The following is a 14,493-nucleotide window of genomic DNA, read 5'->3' as shown; positions in this document are numbered from 1 at the left end:
GTAGGGGTGATATTCTGAAGTTTATCAAGATGCTATTGTAAATGTTCAAACTGATGGTTAAGTCATGGAGTATAACAATTTTGGTTTTTATAGAGACATAAGAATATGGATGATGTAGGTGATGATTCTTGTGGAAAATATCTAGATGATTTGGAAAGGTTAATTGAAAGAATTGTATTGCATGAAAATGAAAAAAATGAACTGATGTCTATTATAAGTGATGCTAGGGTTCGTCAAACAGTTCCTATTCGAGGTATTCATCAAAAAATAATGGATTATAGGAGGAAGTATAGTTTATATAATCCATTTACAGAGTCTGAGAAAGAAATGATTGAAAAATTATTATGTGTTTGGAGTTAATATGATCTGTTTATAGTTCTATATCAGCATTAGTCACAGATCCACATATTTATCTAGCCTGTTCGGGAAGTGGATACTCAACTGGGATAACGTCCGATTCCAGTTGAGTACCGGATGCGTCCACTTCTCAATGCCTTCAACATCCTGCATAGCGCGGCTTCAGAGAGCAGGGTTCGTTAGTGCTAAGCGTTAAATAACCAGACAAGGTAGCTATTCGGTTTACGGACATATTGTTTTCAACAGAAAATACAGGTCAGCGATAAACCTAAACACTGTGCCTAAAATACACCAAGATAATACTGATACTCCGGTTGTTCTGTGGGATTTGACCACATATCCTGGCTTTTAAACACAAACTTTTTGTTATTCAACCATGTAATGTTTTGTACAGAAAACAGGATTTGATATTCATCAGGATCATTTCCGTAAACAAAAACCCAAGTGTCATTCACTTTCTGCTGAATAAAACGACCGATTTCCTGCCCATTGTAATGGGTAATCAGTCTGAATTGCCTATCGGGAGAGTAGATCGCACTTTCAGGGTTTCCTTCCACAGATTCACCCGTTTTCAGCGACAGGAAATAGTCAGCGTCAACGATACATTCAAGTCCGATAACATGATCAGCGGGGAAATAAGCTTTAAAACCGCAGTCATCATTTTGATGATTGATGAGCTGAAACAAGACTTTTCCCTGATCATTTCTGATTTCCACCTTGTCATTGGCGGTAAACCGCTCCCCCAGTCGCTCTTTCGTTTCCTGATAACTGGTAATCATCTCAAGTGCTGGCTGCGAATAGACCGGGGCTTCTTGAATAAACTGAATAAATTGCTGTTCTGTAATTTTCTGTAATTTCGGATGAACCGGTTCCTCAAAAGCCAGAGTGGCAGAGGAAAAAGTCAGCCCAAACCAAGCGAACAAGGCCAGGGGATGCTTGCTATACTTTTTCAATTTGATTCTCTCAATGAAAGTTACGAAAGGAAGACGTTTTTTCTGGGCATTTTATCTCTCAAAGTTCAACCAGAAAAACTCAATTTTCTCCGATGCTGCTCTGGCAGGTTTTATGAGAAAAACTGTTGTTTATTTGCCCATTATTTTTTTCACCCGCAACAGGTTTAGAGTATCTGTCCACTTCCCCTTTAGCGAGACAATTCACAACTAGAGGTTTCCAGTTGCCTCCGGTATTCAGCCGGAGGAATATTGCCTAAGCTCTCGTGTGTTCGCTCTTCGTTGTAATCGCACATCCATACCCAAGCCATATCCCGAACCTGCTCAAGTGACTCGAACAAATAGGCATTCAAGAACTCGCGGCGAAATGACCCGTTGAAGCGTTCTACAAACCCATTTTGCTGAGGTTTTCCTGGCTGGATATAAACCAGCTCGATGTTATGAACCTCACACCAGTCGGTTAACTGGGACGATATCAGCTCTGGCCCATTATCCATTCGAAGCTGTTTTGGCAGACCTCGCTCCTGTTTCAAATGCTCTAAGGCGCGCACCACGCGTCCTGCGGGCAAACTCGTATCCACTTCTATCACCAGACATTCTCGGGTCGATTCATCAAGAATGTTCAGTGTCCGAAAACGCTTGCCACAATATAAGCTGTCATGCATAAAATCGAGTGCCCATTGATAGTTCGATTGATTCACCACATCTAATGGCGTAGCGATGCGAGCCGGTAATACGCGTTTTTGACACCTTTTTAGGTTTAATCCCATCCGGCAGTAAACTCGGTATACGCGCTTATGATTGAACCCTTTTCCCTTTCGTCGCATTCGCCTGAAGCATTTCCAGAATCCTGCATTGGGTGACTTCTCAAGCACCGCGTTCAGGGCATCGATGACATCGCTGTCGGCAATGCGCCAATCCTTGGGACTTCTGTAGTAGCTGGCCCGTCCCAAAAGCGTGAGTCGGCACGCACGGGTGACACTAAGACCTGCAGCCACCAACATACATGCACAATCGCGCCTGCTGCTGGCTACCAACCCTTTTTTCGAACAGCTCCTTCATGGCCTGATTTTCTAAACTGACGTCTGCGAACATCTTTTTGAGCTTGGCATTTTCTGCTTCAAGCTCTTTGATGCGCTTGAGCTCAGAGGCGTCCAACCCGCCATATTTGGCTTTCCAGTTATAGTAGGTGGCGCTGCTAATCCCGTGCTGACGGCAAATATCATCGACCTTCAGGCCAGCATCCGCTTCTTTGAGAATCGCGACTATCTGTGTTTCAGTGAACCGTGACTTCTTCATGGTGATCTCCTGCTGTTATGTGGCAGAAATCTCCAGTTTAGACTGTCTCAGCATAGGGGAAGTGGACATATCACCTTCCTGATGCCTGTAAACCGTCTTTCAGTGTCCATCTATTTTTTTGGGAAGCATATTTACTGTCGCGGCCATTGTAATCATCAGTATATCTGTCACGGGAAATTGGCGATAAAACAGCGTTTTTTGAGTCCCCGTACAAACATTCCCCCGGTTTGAAACGTGATGAACGTTTCTGCTTCATGACCACAGGTAAACGCGGAAACCCGAAAGTAGACGCTTCAATAATGATGATCTGATCCAATACTTTTGGACACTGCGTTACGTGAGTAAAGTGACTTATTGAGATGAAACGCAATACCGATGAATTCAGAGTTTGCAAAATCTGCAGACGTTACCGCACCAAGCGCACTTAAATGCATATTGTGACGATCCTTCCACACCTTTTCTCTCGTCTTTGCCAGCTTGGGGCAACACTGAAATACTCTTTCGGAAATTTCAGATACGAAAAAGGACAACAGTATGCAGATTCAACACACTTCACCCGGTCAGGTTTTGTTTATCAGAAAGCGTTTGTATATTTCCGATGTTGGCCCTGCCAGCGTTGATTGCAGCCGGCAGATTCAGGATCTGATTGATCGATCAAACTTACATGTTACAGGCCCGTGGCATTTCATTGCCTATCATTTTCCTCAGGATGACCAGACCGAATTTGATATGGATTTCTGCCTGCCTGTCGCTGGCGAGTGTGACGAATTTCTGAAAGGTGACATTGAGGCGAAGTGTTTATCTGATTTCCTTTGCGCTACCTGCGTTTTTGAAGGTCCGCTGGATGATTTATTTGTCAAAGGTTACCAGCCACTGTTGCAGGAAATGAAAGACGAAGATTGTAGGCTGACCGGTGAAAGCCGCGAGGTTTACCACAACTGGTGCGGGCCGGATTCAGATAAGAATGTTGTCGAAATTCAGTTTGGAATTCAGACCGATACTACCCTTTCATAGTCCCTGATTGTCAGTCCATATCAAACAGCGATTACAGTGTTTTGAACACTGTCTATTGTTAACAAGTGGTATTCATTTTGTGAAAATTTCAGACGTTGACTTTAGTTAACGTTTACTTTTTTTCTATTTTTAGCGTTTTCATAAAAATTAAATTAATTGTTTGTATGTTGAATCAGAGTCAAAGAATTTAACTTTTTATTAAGGGGCGTGATTTTGACTATGGGATAAGTAAAAATGACAGTGTCTAAATACATTTCAAAAGTTGTAATGAATGGTGGTGAGGAATAGGATTGCTGCTGTCAGAATCAATGCTTTATCGTTATAGGTTTAACGACGTTGACTTAGAGCAGAGCGAGAGAATGGTAAAAACTTTTCATAGTGCATCTAAAACAAATCAAGAAAAGAAATCAAACATAAAAGATTTCTCTTCTGTTGCTCGGATAAAACAAGAGAATTCACCGAAAGTGTCAGATTCACCGGAAAAAGTTAACCGGTCGCCTGGCTTACTTTTTTCAAGCCAGGTTAAGTCGGTGAATGGTGAAATAGATATTCCGAGTGACTGGAAGAATTCAGTAGATGCTATTTTAGGAGAAGGTTCAGAGATATCGTCGAATGATTATCTGAAAATACGCACTTTCTCAGATGAAATAAATATTGAAAGTGCAACGGCTCAGATTGAATTTTGTAACCATTTATCGAAACGTTTTCAAGATGTACAGGGCGAGTTATCTGATTACGCTAAGCTGGGTAAGGTTGATAAACTGACTGATTTGGGTTCTGTGGTAATAGATATTGTTAAGAGTATCGATGTTTCTATCTTTAACCCAAAGAAAATGTCCAGCCGAATTGCGACCTTTATGCGAACTAAAAAGGGCAAAATTGAGTTTATTAAACATGAATTTGATTTTGCCTGTGATCAGGTGGATACAAAAATTGACTCTGTGTTCCAGGATTTGACATCAATGAAATCTACATTGTCTGAGTTTGAGCATCGTATGTCAGAGGTTCATTCAATTTATAAAGAATTAGAGCTGAGAATTCTGGCTGCTAAAATAAAGTTGGCTTCCTTTAATTCAGAATTGCATTCGGATAAAAGCAGTGAATTAGCCTCTAATCCTTTCGAGATTGATCTTGTTGCGACAAAGAAAGAAGCCGTAAGTCGATGGGATAGAAAATTGTCTAACCTGCAGGTGTTACGTCAATCATTGTTGATGACATTGCCACAATTAAAACTTTATTCGTCCAATTTGGTGAATGGTTTTAGCCGACTGGAAGATATACGTACAAATGTCATCCAGGTGTGGAAACAACAGTTTTTAACTGCCATTGCACTTCATGAAAAAAGTGAAATTTCATTGTATTACGAACTGAACGAAGTCCAGGAAAAGCTATTTTCCAGTATCATAGAGCTGAATAAAAATGACGTTTAAACCTGTTTTTGTAAACACAGCAACCCCTGCAGCAGGGGGTCAATCCACCGAAGTCTCACAACCCCCGGTTGCGCTTGAGCAGGCGGTCGTTCAGGCTGCGGTTGATCAGGCGATGGGGCAGTATCAGTCCGAACTTGAACAATGCCAGATTGATACGCAAGTGCTCAGAACCACCCTTGTCAGCCAATTGTCCCAAATGGATGTTTACAGTCCGAATGGCGTAGCAACGCTGGGCGATGCGTCTGCCCAGAAGATCGGCAGCTACTCGGATGACATGCTGAAGCATGTGAAGTGTAAAGATCTGGAGCACATGGCTGGTAACCTGACGGAGGTGATTGGCCTGGCGAAGGGCGTCAATATTGAAGCCCTGGTGGGGGAAAGCAACTTCTTCTCCAAACTGATTTCCAAGGTCAAGAACACCAAAGAAAAAATCCTGGCACAGTTTAACTCGGTCAATACGCAGCTTGAGCGCCTGGTCAAAGAAATTGATAAGCAGCAATCCAGTCTGCGTGAACGTGCGCATCAGTTGGACAACGTCTTTATTCATAATATGAATGAGTACAAAGAGCTGTCTTCCTGCATTGTGTTCGGCGAAGCCAAGTTGAATCTGATTCAGCAGAAAATTGATGGCATGGCTGAAGAAGCAGCAAGCTCCTCATTCCTTGCCCAGCAGGTGAGTGACCTGAAAGACATTGCTGCACGGGTTGAAAAGCGTGTGTATGACCTGAAATCACTGCAAATGCTGGCGCTGCAAACCGCGCCGATGATCCGCATGGTGCAAACCAACAATCTGACCCTGGTAGAGAAATTCGACAACATCAAAACGCTGACCATTCCGGCATGGAAGAAGCAGTTTACGCTGGCAATTTCGATGTTGGAGCAGAAGAAAGCCGTTCAGCTCAGCAACAAGATTGACGATACCACCAATGATCTGATCCGTAAAAATGCCGACATGCTGCGTCAGAACACGCTGGATGTTGCACGAAGCAATCAGCGCTCTGTTGTGGATATCGAAACCCTTGAACATGTTCAGACCACACTGATCAGCACCCTGCAGGATGTGGTCACCATTGAGCAGGAAGGCGCAAGACAACGTCAGGCCGCCAGCCAGAAAATGGAATCCATGAAAACAGAATTACTGTCTGTTCTGTCTAATTAAATCATCAGTAGAGAAACGTTATGGCTATTAATCTAGAAAAAGGCAACTCCATCAACCTGCAAAAAACAGAGCCGGGTCTGGTCAATCTTCGTCTGGGTCTGGGGTGGGATCCGGTGACCCATACCTCACCGTTTGATATCGACGCATCTGCTTTTGTCTGTCGTCACAATGCGCAGGGCGAGCCAAAACTGCTGTCTGATGGTCACTTTATTTTTTATAACAACCTGAAGTGTCCACAGGGCGCGGTTGTTCACACCGGTGATAACCGTACCGGTAACGGTGAAGGTGATGACGAGAGCATCAAAATCAACCTGACCAGTATGTCTCCGGACGCCGATGAGATTTCGCTGATTGTGACAATTCACGATGCCCCAGCCCGTAATCATAATTTCGGACTGGTGAAAAACAGTTATATCAAGCTGTACAACGAAGACTCGGGCCAGCTGATTGCACAGTTCAACCTGGGTAATGATTTCCACAGTGAAACTTCGGTGCAATTCGGTTCTCTGTTTAAAGAAAACGGTCAGTGGAATTTCAAAGCAGTGGGTGCCGGCTATCAGCTGGGTCTGGTTGATTTTGTCAACGGTTACCAATAATTCTCGGACCTGGAAGAAGTAGTGATGGCGATTAACCTAGAAAAAAACAGCACCATATCTCTGACTAAGAGTGCGTCAGTTGAATTGAAAAAACTGACCCTTGGTTTGGGTTGGAACCCGGTGAAACCCACAGGTTTTTTTGGTGCCATTTTCGGCGCGAGCGATATTGATCTTGATGCCTCTTGTGTGCTGTTAAGCGAAACAGGGGAGGTCTTGGATAAGGTTTTTTTCCAGAAACTGAAGTCAAAATGTAAAAGCGTTCAGCATCAGGGTGATAACCGTACCGGTGAAGGCGATGGCGACGATGAGCAGATTAAAATCAATCTGGAAAAGCTGCCGAAAAATGTGAGCTATATGGCCCTGACAGTAAATAGCTTTCGCGGTCAGTCATTCAATAAAGTCGAACAGGCGTATTGCCGAGTGATGGACCAAACGCAGGCAGAACTATGTCGTTTCACCCTGTCAGAGCAAGGGAATCACACCGGAATCTATATTGCATTGTTATCTCGTCAGAATAATGAATGGCATTTCTCAGCGAAAGGCCAGCCTGTTCATGGCACAAATGTGAATGATATGCTTCCAACGATTTGTTCATCACTGTAATGACAGCTGATTTCTCTTTGAAAGCCATGATGATAGTTCATGGCTTTTTTGTATTGAGAGAAAATAAAAGGGACAAAGACATACACGATAGCGGTGGTCTGCAGACTGCCAATTTACCCTTTCCCTCAAACACTTAATCCCGGCCACCACCTTAGCCTTGGGGAACGCGGCAGGTTTCAAGGACGCGGTTAACACCGATATTACCGGAGCGCTCGTCACAGAGGATGTGAAGTGCAATGAGCTTGGTTTGTCCTTGCTCGTCGATGTCGTGAAGAAAGATTTTGTATTTTTCCGTGGCGGGTCATCGGGAGTCAATCTGAGCTTTTTTGTTTAAGTGGCAGGGAAGTACTGTCTCGATCTGAACTAGACTTAGAAAATTAATGAAAAAGGACTCATAGAGCGGCTTGGTGCTTAGGGGCGCATATGAAAAATATTGAAAGTTCATTCAATAAAGGCGTCATCGTGTCTGTTCGAGGCAGTGTCGTCGATGTCCTTTTTCAATCCCTGTTACCTCAGATACATTCTCTGTTACGCACGGGGGCGGATGACGAAATTGCGATTGAAGTGGTAGCCCAGTTGGATGCGCAGCGTGTGCGAGGTATCGCTTTGACCACCACGCAGGGATTAGCCCGAGGCATGCAGGTTGTTGATAGTGGCGGCCCTTTGATGGCGCCGGTCGGCAAAGCGATTTTATCGCGGATGTTTGATGTCTTTGGCAATACTATTGACCGGTTACCTGTTCCGGTGGTGCAGTGGCGCAGCGTTCATCGTGCCCCTCCTGCGTTGGAGCATCGTTCAACACAATCCAGTATTTTTGAAACCGGGATCAAAATTATCGATGTCTTGGTCCCTTTGGAACGAGGCGGAAAAGCGGGCTTGTTCGGTGGAGCCGGTGTCGGTAAGACTGTGCTTTTGACTGAAATGATCCACAACATGGTTGGGCAGCATGAAGGTGTGAGTATCTTCTGTGGGATTGGTGAACGCAGCCGTGAAGGTGAAGAGCTGTATCGCGAAATGAAGGCCGCGGGTGTGCTGGAAAGTATGGTGATGATATTCGGGCAGATGAACGAGCCACCGGGTGCCCGCTTCAGAGTCGGGCATGCGGCATTGACCATGGCTGAATATTTCCGTGACGACGAACATCGCGATGTTCTTCTATTAATCGATAACATTTACCGCTTTATCCAGGCTGGGATGGAAGTCTCTGGGTTAATTGGCCAGATGCCGGCCAGGCTTGGCTATCAGCCGACGATGGGCACTGAGCTGGCACAGCTGGAAGAGCGCATAGCAAATACTGACAGAGGCGCCATTACCTCGATACAGGCCGTTTATGTTCCCGCGGATGATTTCACTGATCCTGCAGCAGTGCATACCTTCTCGCATCTGTCTGCATCTATTGTGTTGTCGCGAAAAATGGCCAGCGAAGGCTTGTATCCAGCGATTGATGTACTCCAGTCGAATTCGAAAATGGCGACACCTAATATCATCGGAAAACGGCACTATGAATTGGCGCAGGAGATTCGTCGAACGTTAGCCCAATATGCCGATCTCAAGGACATCATTGCAATGCTCGGATTAGAGCAATTGTCGAATGATGACCGCAAAATCGTCGGTCGGGCCCGCCGGTTGGAGCGCTTTCTTACCCAGCCTTTTTTACCACGGAACAATTTACCGGCCTTAAAGGCAAGCTGGTTAGTCTTGAAGACACTCTCGACGGTTGTGAGCGCATTTTAAACGATGAATTCCAGGATGCTCCGGAGAGCGCGCTGTATATGATTGGCGCTATGGGTGAATCTACTGACAATGCGAAGAAGCGGAAGGATGTAAACGATGCCAGCGACGAGCATGCAGCTTAAGATTTTACTGCCTTATCATGTGTTTGCAGAGAAGAATCACGTTCTTCGCATTGTCGCAGAGTCAGACAGTGGCGCTTTTGGACTGTTGCCAAACAGACTTGATTGCGCAGCCGCGCTTGTGCCGGGCATTTTGATTTATGAAACCGCATCTGACGGAGAGGTTTATATCGCTGTAGACGAAGGTGTGTTGGTTAAAGTGGGCACCGATGTGTTGGTTTCAGTGAGAAATGCCATCGGTGGGCTGGCGTTAGAAGAGCTGCATGATGCAATTGAACAGGAATTCCTTGCACTGGACGAGCAGGAAAAAAGTGTGCGCTCGGTGTTAGCGAAAATCGAAGACGATTTTATCCGTCGTTTTTTCACACTGCATCATGAATGAGAAAAAAGGTAAGTCGCCAATCACAAAGACGGCTTTCAGCCAGAAAATTGGGACGAAGGCGGCGAGGAAGCGGCAGTCTCAGCGGCATGTATCGCGAACCATCTGGAATGGTCTCGGCATGATGGGATTGGTTGGCTGGTCTGTAGCGATACCAACCCTGCTCGGGACAGCACTGGGCATCTGGCTTGATAACCGATACCCCAGCGAACATTCCTGGACGCTGGCTTTACTGGTGGCCGGTTTGGTTATTGGTTGTGCCAATGCCTGGCACTGGCTGGCCAAAGAAGGTCGCGAAATTCGTGAACAGGAAACTGACGATGATGAATAATCTCTGGTTTGTCGCCCCTTTGATCATGGGTATTGTGCTGGGTATCATTTTTTTCGGTGGATTGTGGTTGACCGTTCAGAAGACGATAGCCTCTGACTATGTGGCTTTGTGGTTTTTCAGTAGTCTGCTGGTACGTACCGGGATTGTTTTAACTGGCTTTTATTGGATTTGTGGTGACCGCTGGCAGCACTGGCTGGCGGCTTTAATGGGTTTTAGCCTGGCGCGCTGGGCCATCATTCGGCTGACCCGCTCGACTGAGGCGATTCAGGAGGGCAATAATGCACCTTAGTCCGGACAGCATCATTTTCTGGCAATGGGGTCTGTTTAAAATCAATGCGACTATCATTTTTACCTGGGGGCTGATGGCGGTGTTGACGCTGGGGTCCTATGTGGTGACGCGACGTTTGTCACGGGGATTGAAACGCAGTCGCTGGCAGAACCTGTTAGAAATCATAGTGATTGGGATCGTCAATCAGATTAGCGAAGTTGGTCTGGCCCGGCCGCGTCTGTATCTGGGTTTTATTGGTACCCTCTTTCTCTTTATTGGTTCGGCCAGTCTTTTCACCATAGTTCCTGGCTTCGAACCACCGACCGGTTCGCTTTCTACCACCACAGCACTGGCTATCTGTGTTTTTATCGCCGTCCCCATGTACGGTATTTCGGATTGTGGCTTGAGGGCTTACCTGGGGGCTTATCTGAAGCCGACAGTGATTATGCTGCCCTTCAATATCATCAGTGAATTTTCACGCACCTTGGCTCTGGCCGCGCGACTTTTCGGAAACATGATGAGTGGCACTATGATTCTTGCCGTCCTACTGTCTCTCACGCCCTTTCTTTTTCCGATCGCTCTGAGTGCGCTTGGGCTGCTGACCGGCATTGTTCAGGCATATATTTTCAGCATTCTGGTAACTGTTTATATTGCGGCGGCGACACGTTCGCGTCAGTAAGTCCGAAACTCAACCAGAAGCTCAAACATGAATAGGACTACTTTATGGATACGGTAACAGTTATTGCGGTCGTCTCGATGATTACAGCTGGTCTGACAATGGCTATCGGTAGCATTGGACCATCGTTAGGAGAAGGGCGGGCTGTAGCCGCAGCGCTCAGTGCTCTGGCGCAGCAACCTGATGCGTCAGCAACGATTACCCGCACCTTGTTTGTTGGTCTTGCTATGATCGAATCAATTGCTATTTATTGCTTTGTGCTATCGATGATTCTGCTGTTTGCTAATCCATTCTGGAACTATGTTATTGGTCAGATGGCAGGTAAATAGCGCATGCTCATCGACTGGTTTACCGTCAGCGCTCAGATTATTAATTTCCTGATACTCGTTTGGCTGCTCAAACGGTTTTTGTATCGTCCGATACTCAATGCCATCGACGAACGAGAGCAGCGCATAGCCAGTGAACTGGCTGACGCAGATGCAGCGAAGATCCAAGCTGAAAAAGTGAGCCAGGCGTTTCAGCAAAAGCAGGCGATTTTTGATAAGGAAAGAGCAAGATTGCTCAGCCAGGCGACAGTGGCGGCGAATCAGGAACGTTTGCGTCTGCTGGATCAAGCGCGTGAAGAAGCCCTGCGACTCAGTGCTAAACGCCAGGAAAATCTGGAATCTGAAGCCAGAGAGCTGCGGCAAGAAATAGGTCGCCGAATGCAACAACAGGTTTTTGCTATTGCACGTAAAGCGTTGGCTGACCTGGCTGATGTGACGCTTGAGGAGCGTATAACTTTCGCTTTTGTGGCCCGCCTGCAAGCGTTAAGCACTGACGAACAATGCAAATTGGCGACCGCCCTGCGAACAGATGCGGAGCCTATTGTGGTACGTTCTGCCTTTGAACTACCGTCAGAAAACCGAATATTGATTGAAACCCAGGTCAGGAAAATATTCGGCACGACGTCAGCTATTCGTTTCGCAACGGCGCCGGAAATGGTCAGTGGTATTGAGTTGAGTACTGACGGACAGAAAGTGGCATGGAGTATCGAGGAATATCTCAAGGCCCTGGAACACAGTGTCGATGAACTGATTAAAGCCACAGTACCTGAACAGGGGGTACAGACTCAGGACAATGCTGATGAGAGCTGAGCCACTCAAGCGTGTTTTGGATGCCTCACTTGCCACGATTGACGCAGCCTGTGCAACCTTTTCGCCTCAGTTAACGCCCAGAGAAATCGGGCGGGTTGCCAGTATTGCCGCAGGCATCGCTAAGGTTTCCGGTCTGCCAGGAGTGGGCTTTGAGGAGGTGCTTAAATTTCCCGGTGACATTGAGGGCATCGCCTTTAATGTGGATGAAGATGAAATTGGTGTGGTTCTGCTTGGTGACTACTGGCAGCTTCAGGCGGGTGATCCGGTTGAGCGCTGTGGTCACGTGGTCGATGTGCCTGTGGGTGAGAGGTTGCTTGGCCGGATCATTGATCCGACCGGCAGACCCCTTGATCGTCAGGGTGATCTGCTGACCGGAGTCCGTTTACCGGTTGAACAGCCCGCACCGCATATCATGGATCGGGCTGCTGTGACTGTTCCTTTGCAAACCGGGATTAAAGTGATTGATGCCCTGATCCCCATTGGCCGCGGACAGCGTGAGTTAATTTTAGGTGATCGGCAAACCGGCAAGACCGCGATTGCGCTGGATACCATCCTGAACCAACACGACAAAAACGTCCTTTGCGTATATTGCGCGATTGGTCAGCGCGCTTCTGGGGTAGCGAAAGTCATTGCGACGCTGCGTGAAAAAGGGGCATTGGCCTACACTGTCGTGGTGGTGACAGAAGGGAATGACCCGCCGGGACTCGCTTATATTGCACCATACGCTGCAACCAGTATCGCTGAGTATTTTATGGCTCAGGGCCGGGATGTATTAGTGGTTTATGACGATCTTACGCACCATGCCAGAGCCTATCGGGAGCTTTCTCTGTTACTGCGCCGACCGCCGGGACGAGAAGCCTTTCCCGGGGATATCTTTTATATACATTCTCGCCTGTTAGAGCGGGCAACACACCTAAACCCCAGCCTGGGGGGAGGTTCGCTGACCGCATTGCCGATCATCGAAACGGAAGCACAAGATATTTCAGCGTATATACCGACCAACCTGATTTCGATCACTGATGGTCAGATTTATTTGTCGCCCGCACTTTTCGAGTTAGGTGTTTTGCCAGCCGTCGATGTCGGTAAATCGGTTTCCCGTGTTGGCGGTAAGGCACAGCGCGCAGCTTATCGGGCTGTCGCCGGTGATCTGAAGCTGGCATATTCGCAGTTCGAAGAACTTGAAAACTTTTCCCGCTTTGGTGCCCGGCTTGATGAAACGACGCGTTTGAAACTCGTACACGGCTTACGTATCCGGGCTTGTCTGAAACAGCAGGAGTTATCGCCGCTTGCTGTTCCAATGCAGATGAGCGTGTTATTGGCATTGACCGCAGGATTACTGGATCGCGTGCCGTTGGCACAGATGGCAGAAGCAGAACTTGCCATCTGTGCTGCTGCAGTAAAGATACCGGATGAACTGGTTGCGCAATTAGACTCAGACGATGCGCTCAGCGCTGCAGATCGGGCATTGATTACCGATATTGCAAAGCAGGCATTATTGGATTTCCTGCCAGAGCAAGAGGAAAAGAGATGAGTAATACTGCTGTTAGCCTACGCCGTAAAATTGCGACAGCGTCTGACCTGATCGCGATCGTACGTACGATGAAAGCGATAGCGGCATCAAGTATTCATGAGTATGAGAATGCCGTAAGCGCTTTGGAGGACTACAACAGGGCCGTGCAGCTTGCTCTGCTCGTCGGTCTCCGCCAGAAGTCGGTTGCCGCCAGCCCGCAGACTCATGAGAAAGCAAATATGGTCGCAGCAGTGATATTTGGCTCAGATCAGGGTTTAGTCGGACAGTTTAACGAGCGCTTAGTCGATTTTGCGGTTCAGACGCTTAGTGAACATCCATGCCGGAAAAGGATATGGACTGTGGGTGAGCGTATTCAGACCCGTCTTGACAGCTGTCATCTGGACGTTGATACCCGCTTTGAGCTTCCCAACTCATTGAGCGCAATCACGGCTATGGTCAGTCAAATCCGGTCAGAAATAGAAAACCGGCGTATAGGTGGCGATATTGGCCCGGTGTATCTATTCCATAATCATCCGGTTTCCGGGGCGACCTTCGAACCGAATTGTCTGCGCTTATTGCCTCTTGACGAGGTCTGGTATCGCGAGATTGCTCAGCGAGACTGGCCGACTCAAAACCTTCCGGAAGTGATTCAGGGGCGCAAGCCGGCCATTATTGCTTTCGTGCAAGAATATATTTTTGTGTCTTTATTTCGTGCCTGTGCAGAATCTTTAGCCAGTGAAAATGCCTGTCGGCTGATAGCCATGCAGCGTGCAGAAAAGAACATTGAGAATCTATTGGAAACATTGGGCACGGATTTTCACCGGTTACGCCAGCGTGTCATTGATGAAGAATTATTTGATGTTATTGCGGGTTTTGAATCGTACGGGACTGCGACACACAGACCATAATGGATCTGTGTGGATGTAATCAGT

At 46.9% G+C, this 14,493-nt stretch carries 17 protein-coding genes; 15 read left to right on the top strand and 2 right to left on the bottom strand.

Translation table 11 applies throughout. The annotated features are described in order from the left end of the window. Positions 1-105: 105 nt before the first annotated feature. On the top strand, positions 106-360 hold the full coding sequence (locus P4S53_RS04815) for a hypothetical protein (RefSeq protein WP_337111633.1): 255 nt from the start codon (positions 106-108) through the stop codon (positions 358-360). A gap of 278 nt (positions 361-638) precedes the next feature. On the opposite strand, the gene P4S53_RS04805 is transcribed toward P4S53_RS04815, so the two are convergent. Both P4S53_RS04805 and P4S53_RS04800 read right to left on the bottom strand, forming a co-directional pair. Next, the gene (locus P4S53_RS04805; RefSeq protein ID WP_337111632.1) at positions 639-1,310 is read right to left on the bottom strand and encodes a hypothetical protein; all 672 of its coding nucleotides are present in this window, start codon (positions 1,308-1,310) and stop codon (positions 639-641) included. A gap of 188 nt (positions 1,311-1,498) precedes the next feature. Next, positions 1,499-2,606, bottom strand: a protein-coding gene (locus P4S53_RS04800; protein ID WP_337111631.1) for an IS3 family transposase whose coding sequence is annotated in 2 segments (ribosomal slippage) — positions 1,499-2,354 and positions 2,353-2,606 — 1,110 coding nt in all. Because the reading frame shifts where the segments join, the coding sequence is not laid out codon by codon here. A 534-nt stretch (positions 2,607-3,140) separates the two neighbouring features. Here P4S53_RS04800 and P4S53_RS04795 point away from each other — a divergent pair. The 14 genes from P4S53_RS04795 to P4S53_RS04730 all read left to right on the top strand — a co-directional run bounded on the left by P4S53_RS04795 (position 3,141) and on the right by P4S53_RS04730 (position 14,469). Then, positions 3,141-3,620, top strand: a complete 480-nt coding sequence (locus P4S53_RS04795) for a GyrI-like domain-containing protein (RefSeq protein WP_337111630.1) — start codon at positions 3,141-3,143, stop codon at positions 3,618-3,620. A 290-nt stretch (positions 3,621-3,910) separates the two neighbouring features. Continuing rightward, positions 3,911-5,050, top strand: a complete 1,140-nt coding sequence (locus P4S53_RS04790) for a toxic anion resistance protein (protein ID WP_337111629.1) — start codon at positions 3,911-3,913, stop codon at positions 5,048-5,050. Then, positions 5,040-6,209, top strand: a complete 1,170-nt coding sequence (locus P4S53_RS04785; protein WP_337111628.1) for a toxic anion resistance protein — start codon at positions 5,040-5,042, stop codon at positions 6,207-6,209. The genes P4S53_RS04790 and P4S53_RS04785 overlap by 11 nt, the downstream gene beginning before the upstream one ends. A gap of 20 nt (positions 6,210-6,229) precedes the next feature. Further along, the gene (locus P4S53_RS04780) at positions 6,230-6,805 is read left to right on the top strand and encodes a TerD family protein (protein WP_337111627.1); all 576 of its coding nucleotides are present in this window, start codon (positions 6,230-6,232) and stop codon (positions 6,803-6,805) included. 24 nt (positions 6,806-6,829) lie between these two features. Next, positions 6,830-7,408, top strand: coding sequence for a TerD family protein (locus P4S53_RS04775; protein WP_337112066.1), 579 nt, complete (start codon positions 6,830-6,832; stop codon positions 7,406-7,408). Between the two features lie 423 nt (positions 7,409-7,831). Then, positions 7,832-9,142: a F0F1 ATP synthase subunit beta gene (gene atpD, locus P4S53_RS04770; protein ID WP_442958626.1), complete on the top strand. Its 1,311-nt coding sequence runs from the start codon at positions 7,832-7,834 to the stop codon at positions 9,140-9,142. Positions 9,143-9,253: 111 nt separating this feature from the next. After that, on the top strand, positions 9,254-9,643 hold the full coding sequence (locus tag P4S53_RS04765) for a F0F1 ATP synthase subunit epsilon (RefSeq protein WP_337111626.1): 390 nt from the start codon (positions 9,254-9,256) through the stop codon (positions 9,641-9,643). After that, entirely contained in the window at positions 9,636-9,971 is a 336-nt protein-coding gene (locus P4S53_RS04760) for an AtpZ/AtpI family protein (RefSeq protein ID WP_337111625.1), read from the top strand. Before P4S53_RS04765 ends, P4S53_RS04760 begins: the two co-directional genes overlap by 8 nt. Further along, a complete protein-coding gene (locus P4S53_RS04755) occupies positions 9,961-10,260 on the top strand; it encodes an ATP synthase subunit I (RefSeq protein WP_337111624.1) in 300 nt (99 codons plus the stop codon). The genes P4S53_RS04760 and P4S53_RS04755 overlap by 11 nt, the downstream gene beginning before the upstream one ends. Next, positions 10,250-10,918 (top strand): F0F1 ATP synthase subunit A, encoded by a 669-nt coding sequence (locus P4S53_RS04750; RefSeq protein WP_337111623.1) that lies wholly within the window; start codon positions 10,250-10,252, stop codon positions 10,916-10,918. Before P4S53_RS04755 ends, P4S53_RS04750 begins: the two co-directional genes overlap by 11 nt. Positions 10,919-10,962: 44 nt before the next feature. Beyond that, positions 10,963-11,244, top strand: coding sequence for a F0F1 ATP synthase subunit C (locus P4S53_RS04745; RefSeq protein ID WP_337111621.1), 282 nt, complete (start codon positions 10,963-10,965; stop codon positions 11,242-11,244). 3 nt (positions 11,245-11,247) lie between these two features. Next, the gene (locus tag P4S53_RS04740; RefSeq protein ID WP_337111620.1) at positions 11,248-12,051 is read left to right on the top strand and encodes a F0F1 ATP synthase subunit B family protein; all 804 of its coding nucleotides are present in this window, start codon (positions 11,248-11,250) and stop codon (positions 12,049-12,051) included. Next, entirely contained in the window at positions 12,041-13,582 is a 1,542-nt protein-coding gene (locus P4S53_RS04735; RefSeq protein ID WP_337111619.1) for an alternate F1F0 ATPase, F1 subunit alpha, read from the top strand. Before P4S53_RS04740 ends, P4S53_RS04735 begins: the two co-directional genes overlap by 11 nt. Next, positions 13,579-14,469 (top strand): F0F1 ATP synthase subunit gamma, encoded by an 891-nt coding sequence (locus tag P4S53_RS04730; protein WP_337111618.1) that lies wholly within the window; start codon positions 13,579-13,581, stop codon positions 14,467-14,469. Before P4S53_RS04735 ends, P4S53_RS04730 begins: the two co-directional genes overlap by 4 nt. Positions 14,470-14,493: the final 24 nt, after the last annotated feature.

This window comes from Photobacterium sp. Hal280 (assembly GCF_037162255.1).
Taxonomy (GTDB): Bacteria; Pseudomonadota; Gammaproteobacteria; order Enterobacterales; family Vibrionaceae; genus Photobacterium.
Note: the sequence above shows the minus strand (reverse complement) of the source record. Positions and strands in the feature narration are given on the sequence as shown.

Excerpts from the sequence above, each read along its gene's own strand:
- P4S53_RS04765 (WP_337111626.1), top strand. The coding sequence starts at position 9,254 with ATGCAGCTTAAGATTTTACTGCCTTATCATGTGTTTGCAGAGAAGAAT.
- P4S53_RS04780 (WP_337111627.1), top strand. The coding sequence starts at position 6,230 with ATGGCTATTAATCTAGAAAAAGGCAACTCCATCAACCTGCAAAAAACA.
- P4S53_RS04795 (WP_337111630.1), top strand. The coding sequence starts at position 3,141 with ATGCAGATTCAACACACTTCACCCGGTCAGGTTTTGTTTATCAGAAAG.
- P4S53_RS04730 (WP_337111618.1), top strand. The coding sequence starts at position 13,579 with ATGAGTAATACTGCTGTTAGCCTACGCCGTAAAATTGCGACAGCGTCT.
- P4S53_RS04785 (WP_337111628.1), top strand. The coding sequence starts at position 5,040 with ATGACGTTTAAACCTGTTTTTGTAAACACAGCAACCCCTGCAGCAGGG.
- P4S53_RS04755 (WP_337111624.1), top strand. The coding sequence starts at position 9,961 with ATGATGAATAATCTCTGGTTTGTCGCCCCTTTGATCATGGGTATTGTG.
- P4S53_RS04745 (WP_337111621.1), top strand. The coding sequence starts at position 10,963 with ATGGATACGGTAACAGTTATTGCGGTCGTCTCGATGATTACAGCTGGT.
- P4S53_RS04775 (WP_337112066.1), top strand. The coding sequence starts at position 6,830 with ATGGCGATTAACCTAGAAAAAAACAGCACCATATCTCTGACTAAGAGT.
- P4S53_RS04760 (WP_337111625.1), top strand. The coding sequence starts at position 9,636 with ATGAATGAGAAAAAAGGTAAGTCGCCAATCACAAAGACGGCTTTCAGC.
- atpD (WP_442958626.1), top strand. The coding sequence starts at position 7,832 with ATGAAAAATATTGAAAGTTCATTCAATAAAGGCGTCATCGTGTCTGTT.
- P4S53_RS04750 (WP_337111623.1), top strand. The coding sequence starts at position 10,250 with ATGCACCTTAGTCCGGACAGCATCATTTTCTGGCAATGGGGTCTGTTT.
- P4S53_RS04735 (WP_337111619.1), top strand. The coding sequence starts at position 12,041 with ATGAGAGCTGAGCCACTCAAGCGTGTTTTGGATGCCTCACTTGCCACG.
- P4S53_RS04740 (WP_337111620.1), top strand. The coding sequence starts at position 11,248 with ATGCTCATCGACTGGTTTACCGTCAGCGCTCAGATTATTAATTTCCTG.
- P4S53_RS04815 (WP_337111633.1), top strand. The coding sequence starts at position 106 with ATGGATGATGTAGGTGATGATTCTTGTGGAAAATATCTAGATGATTTG.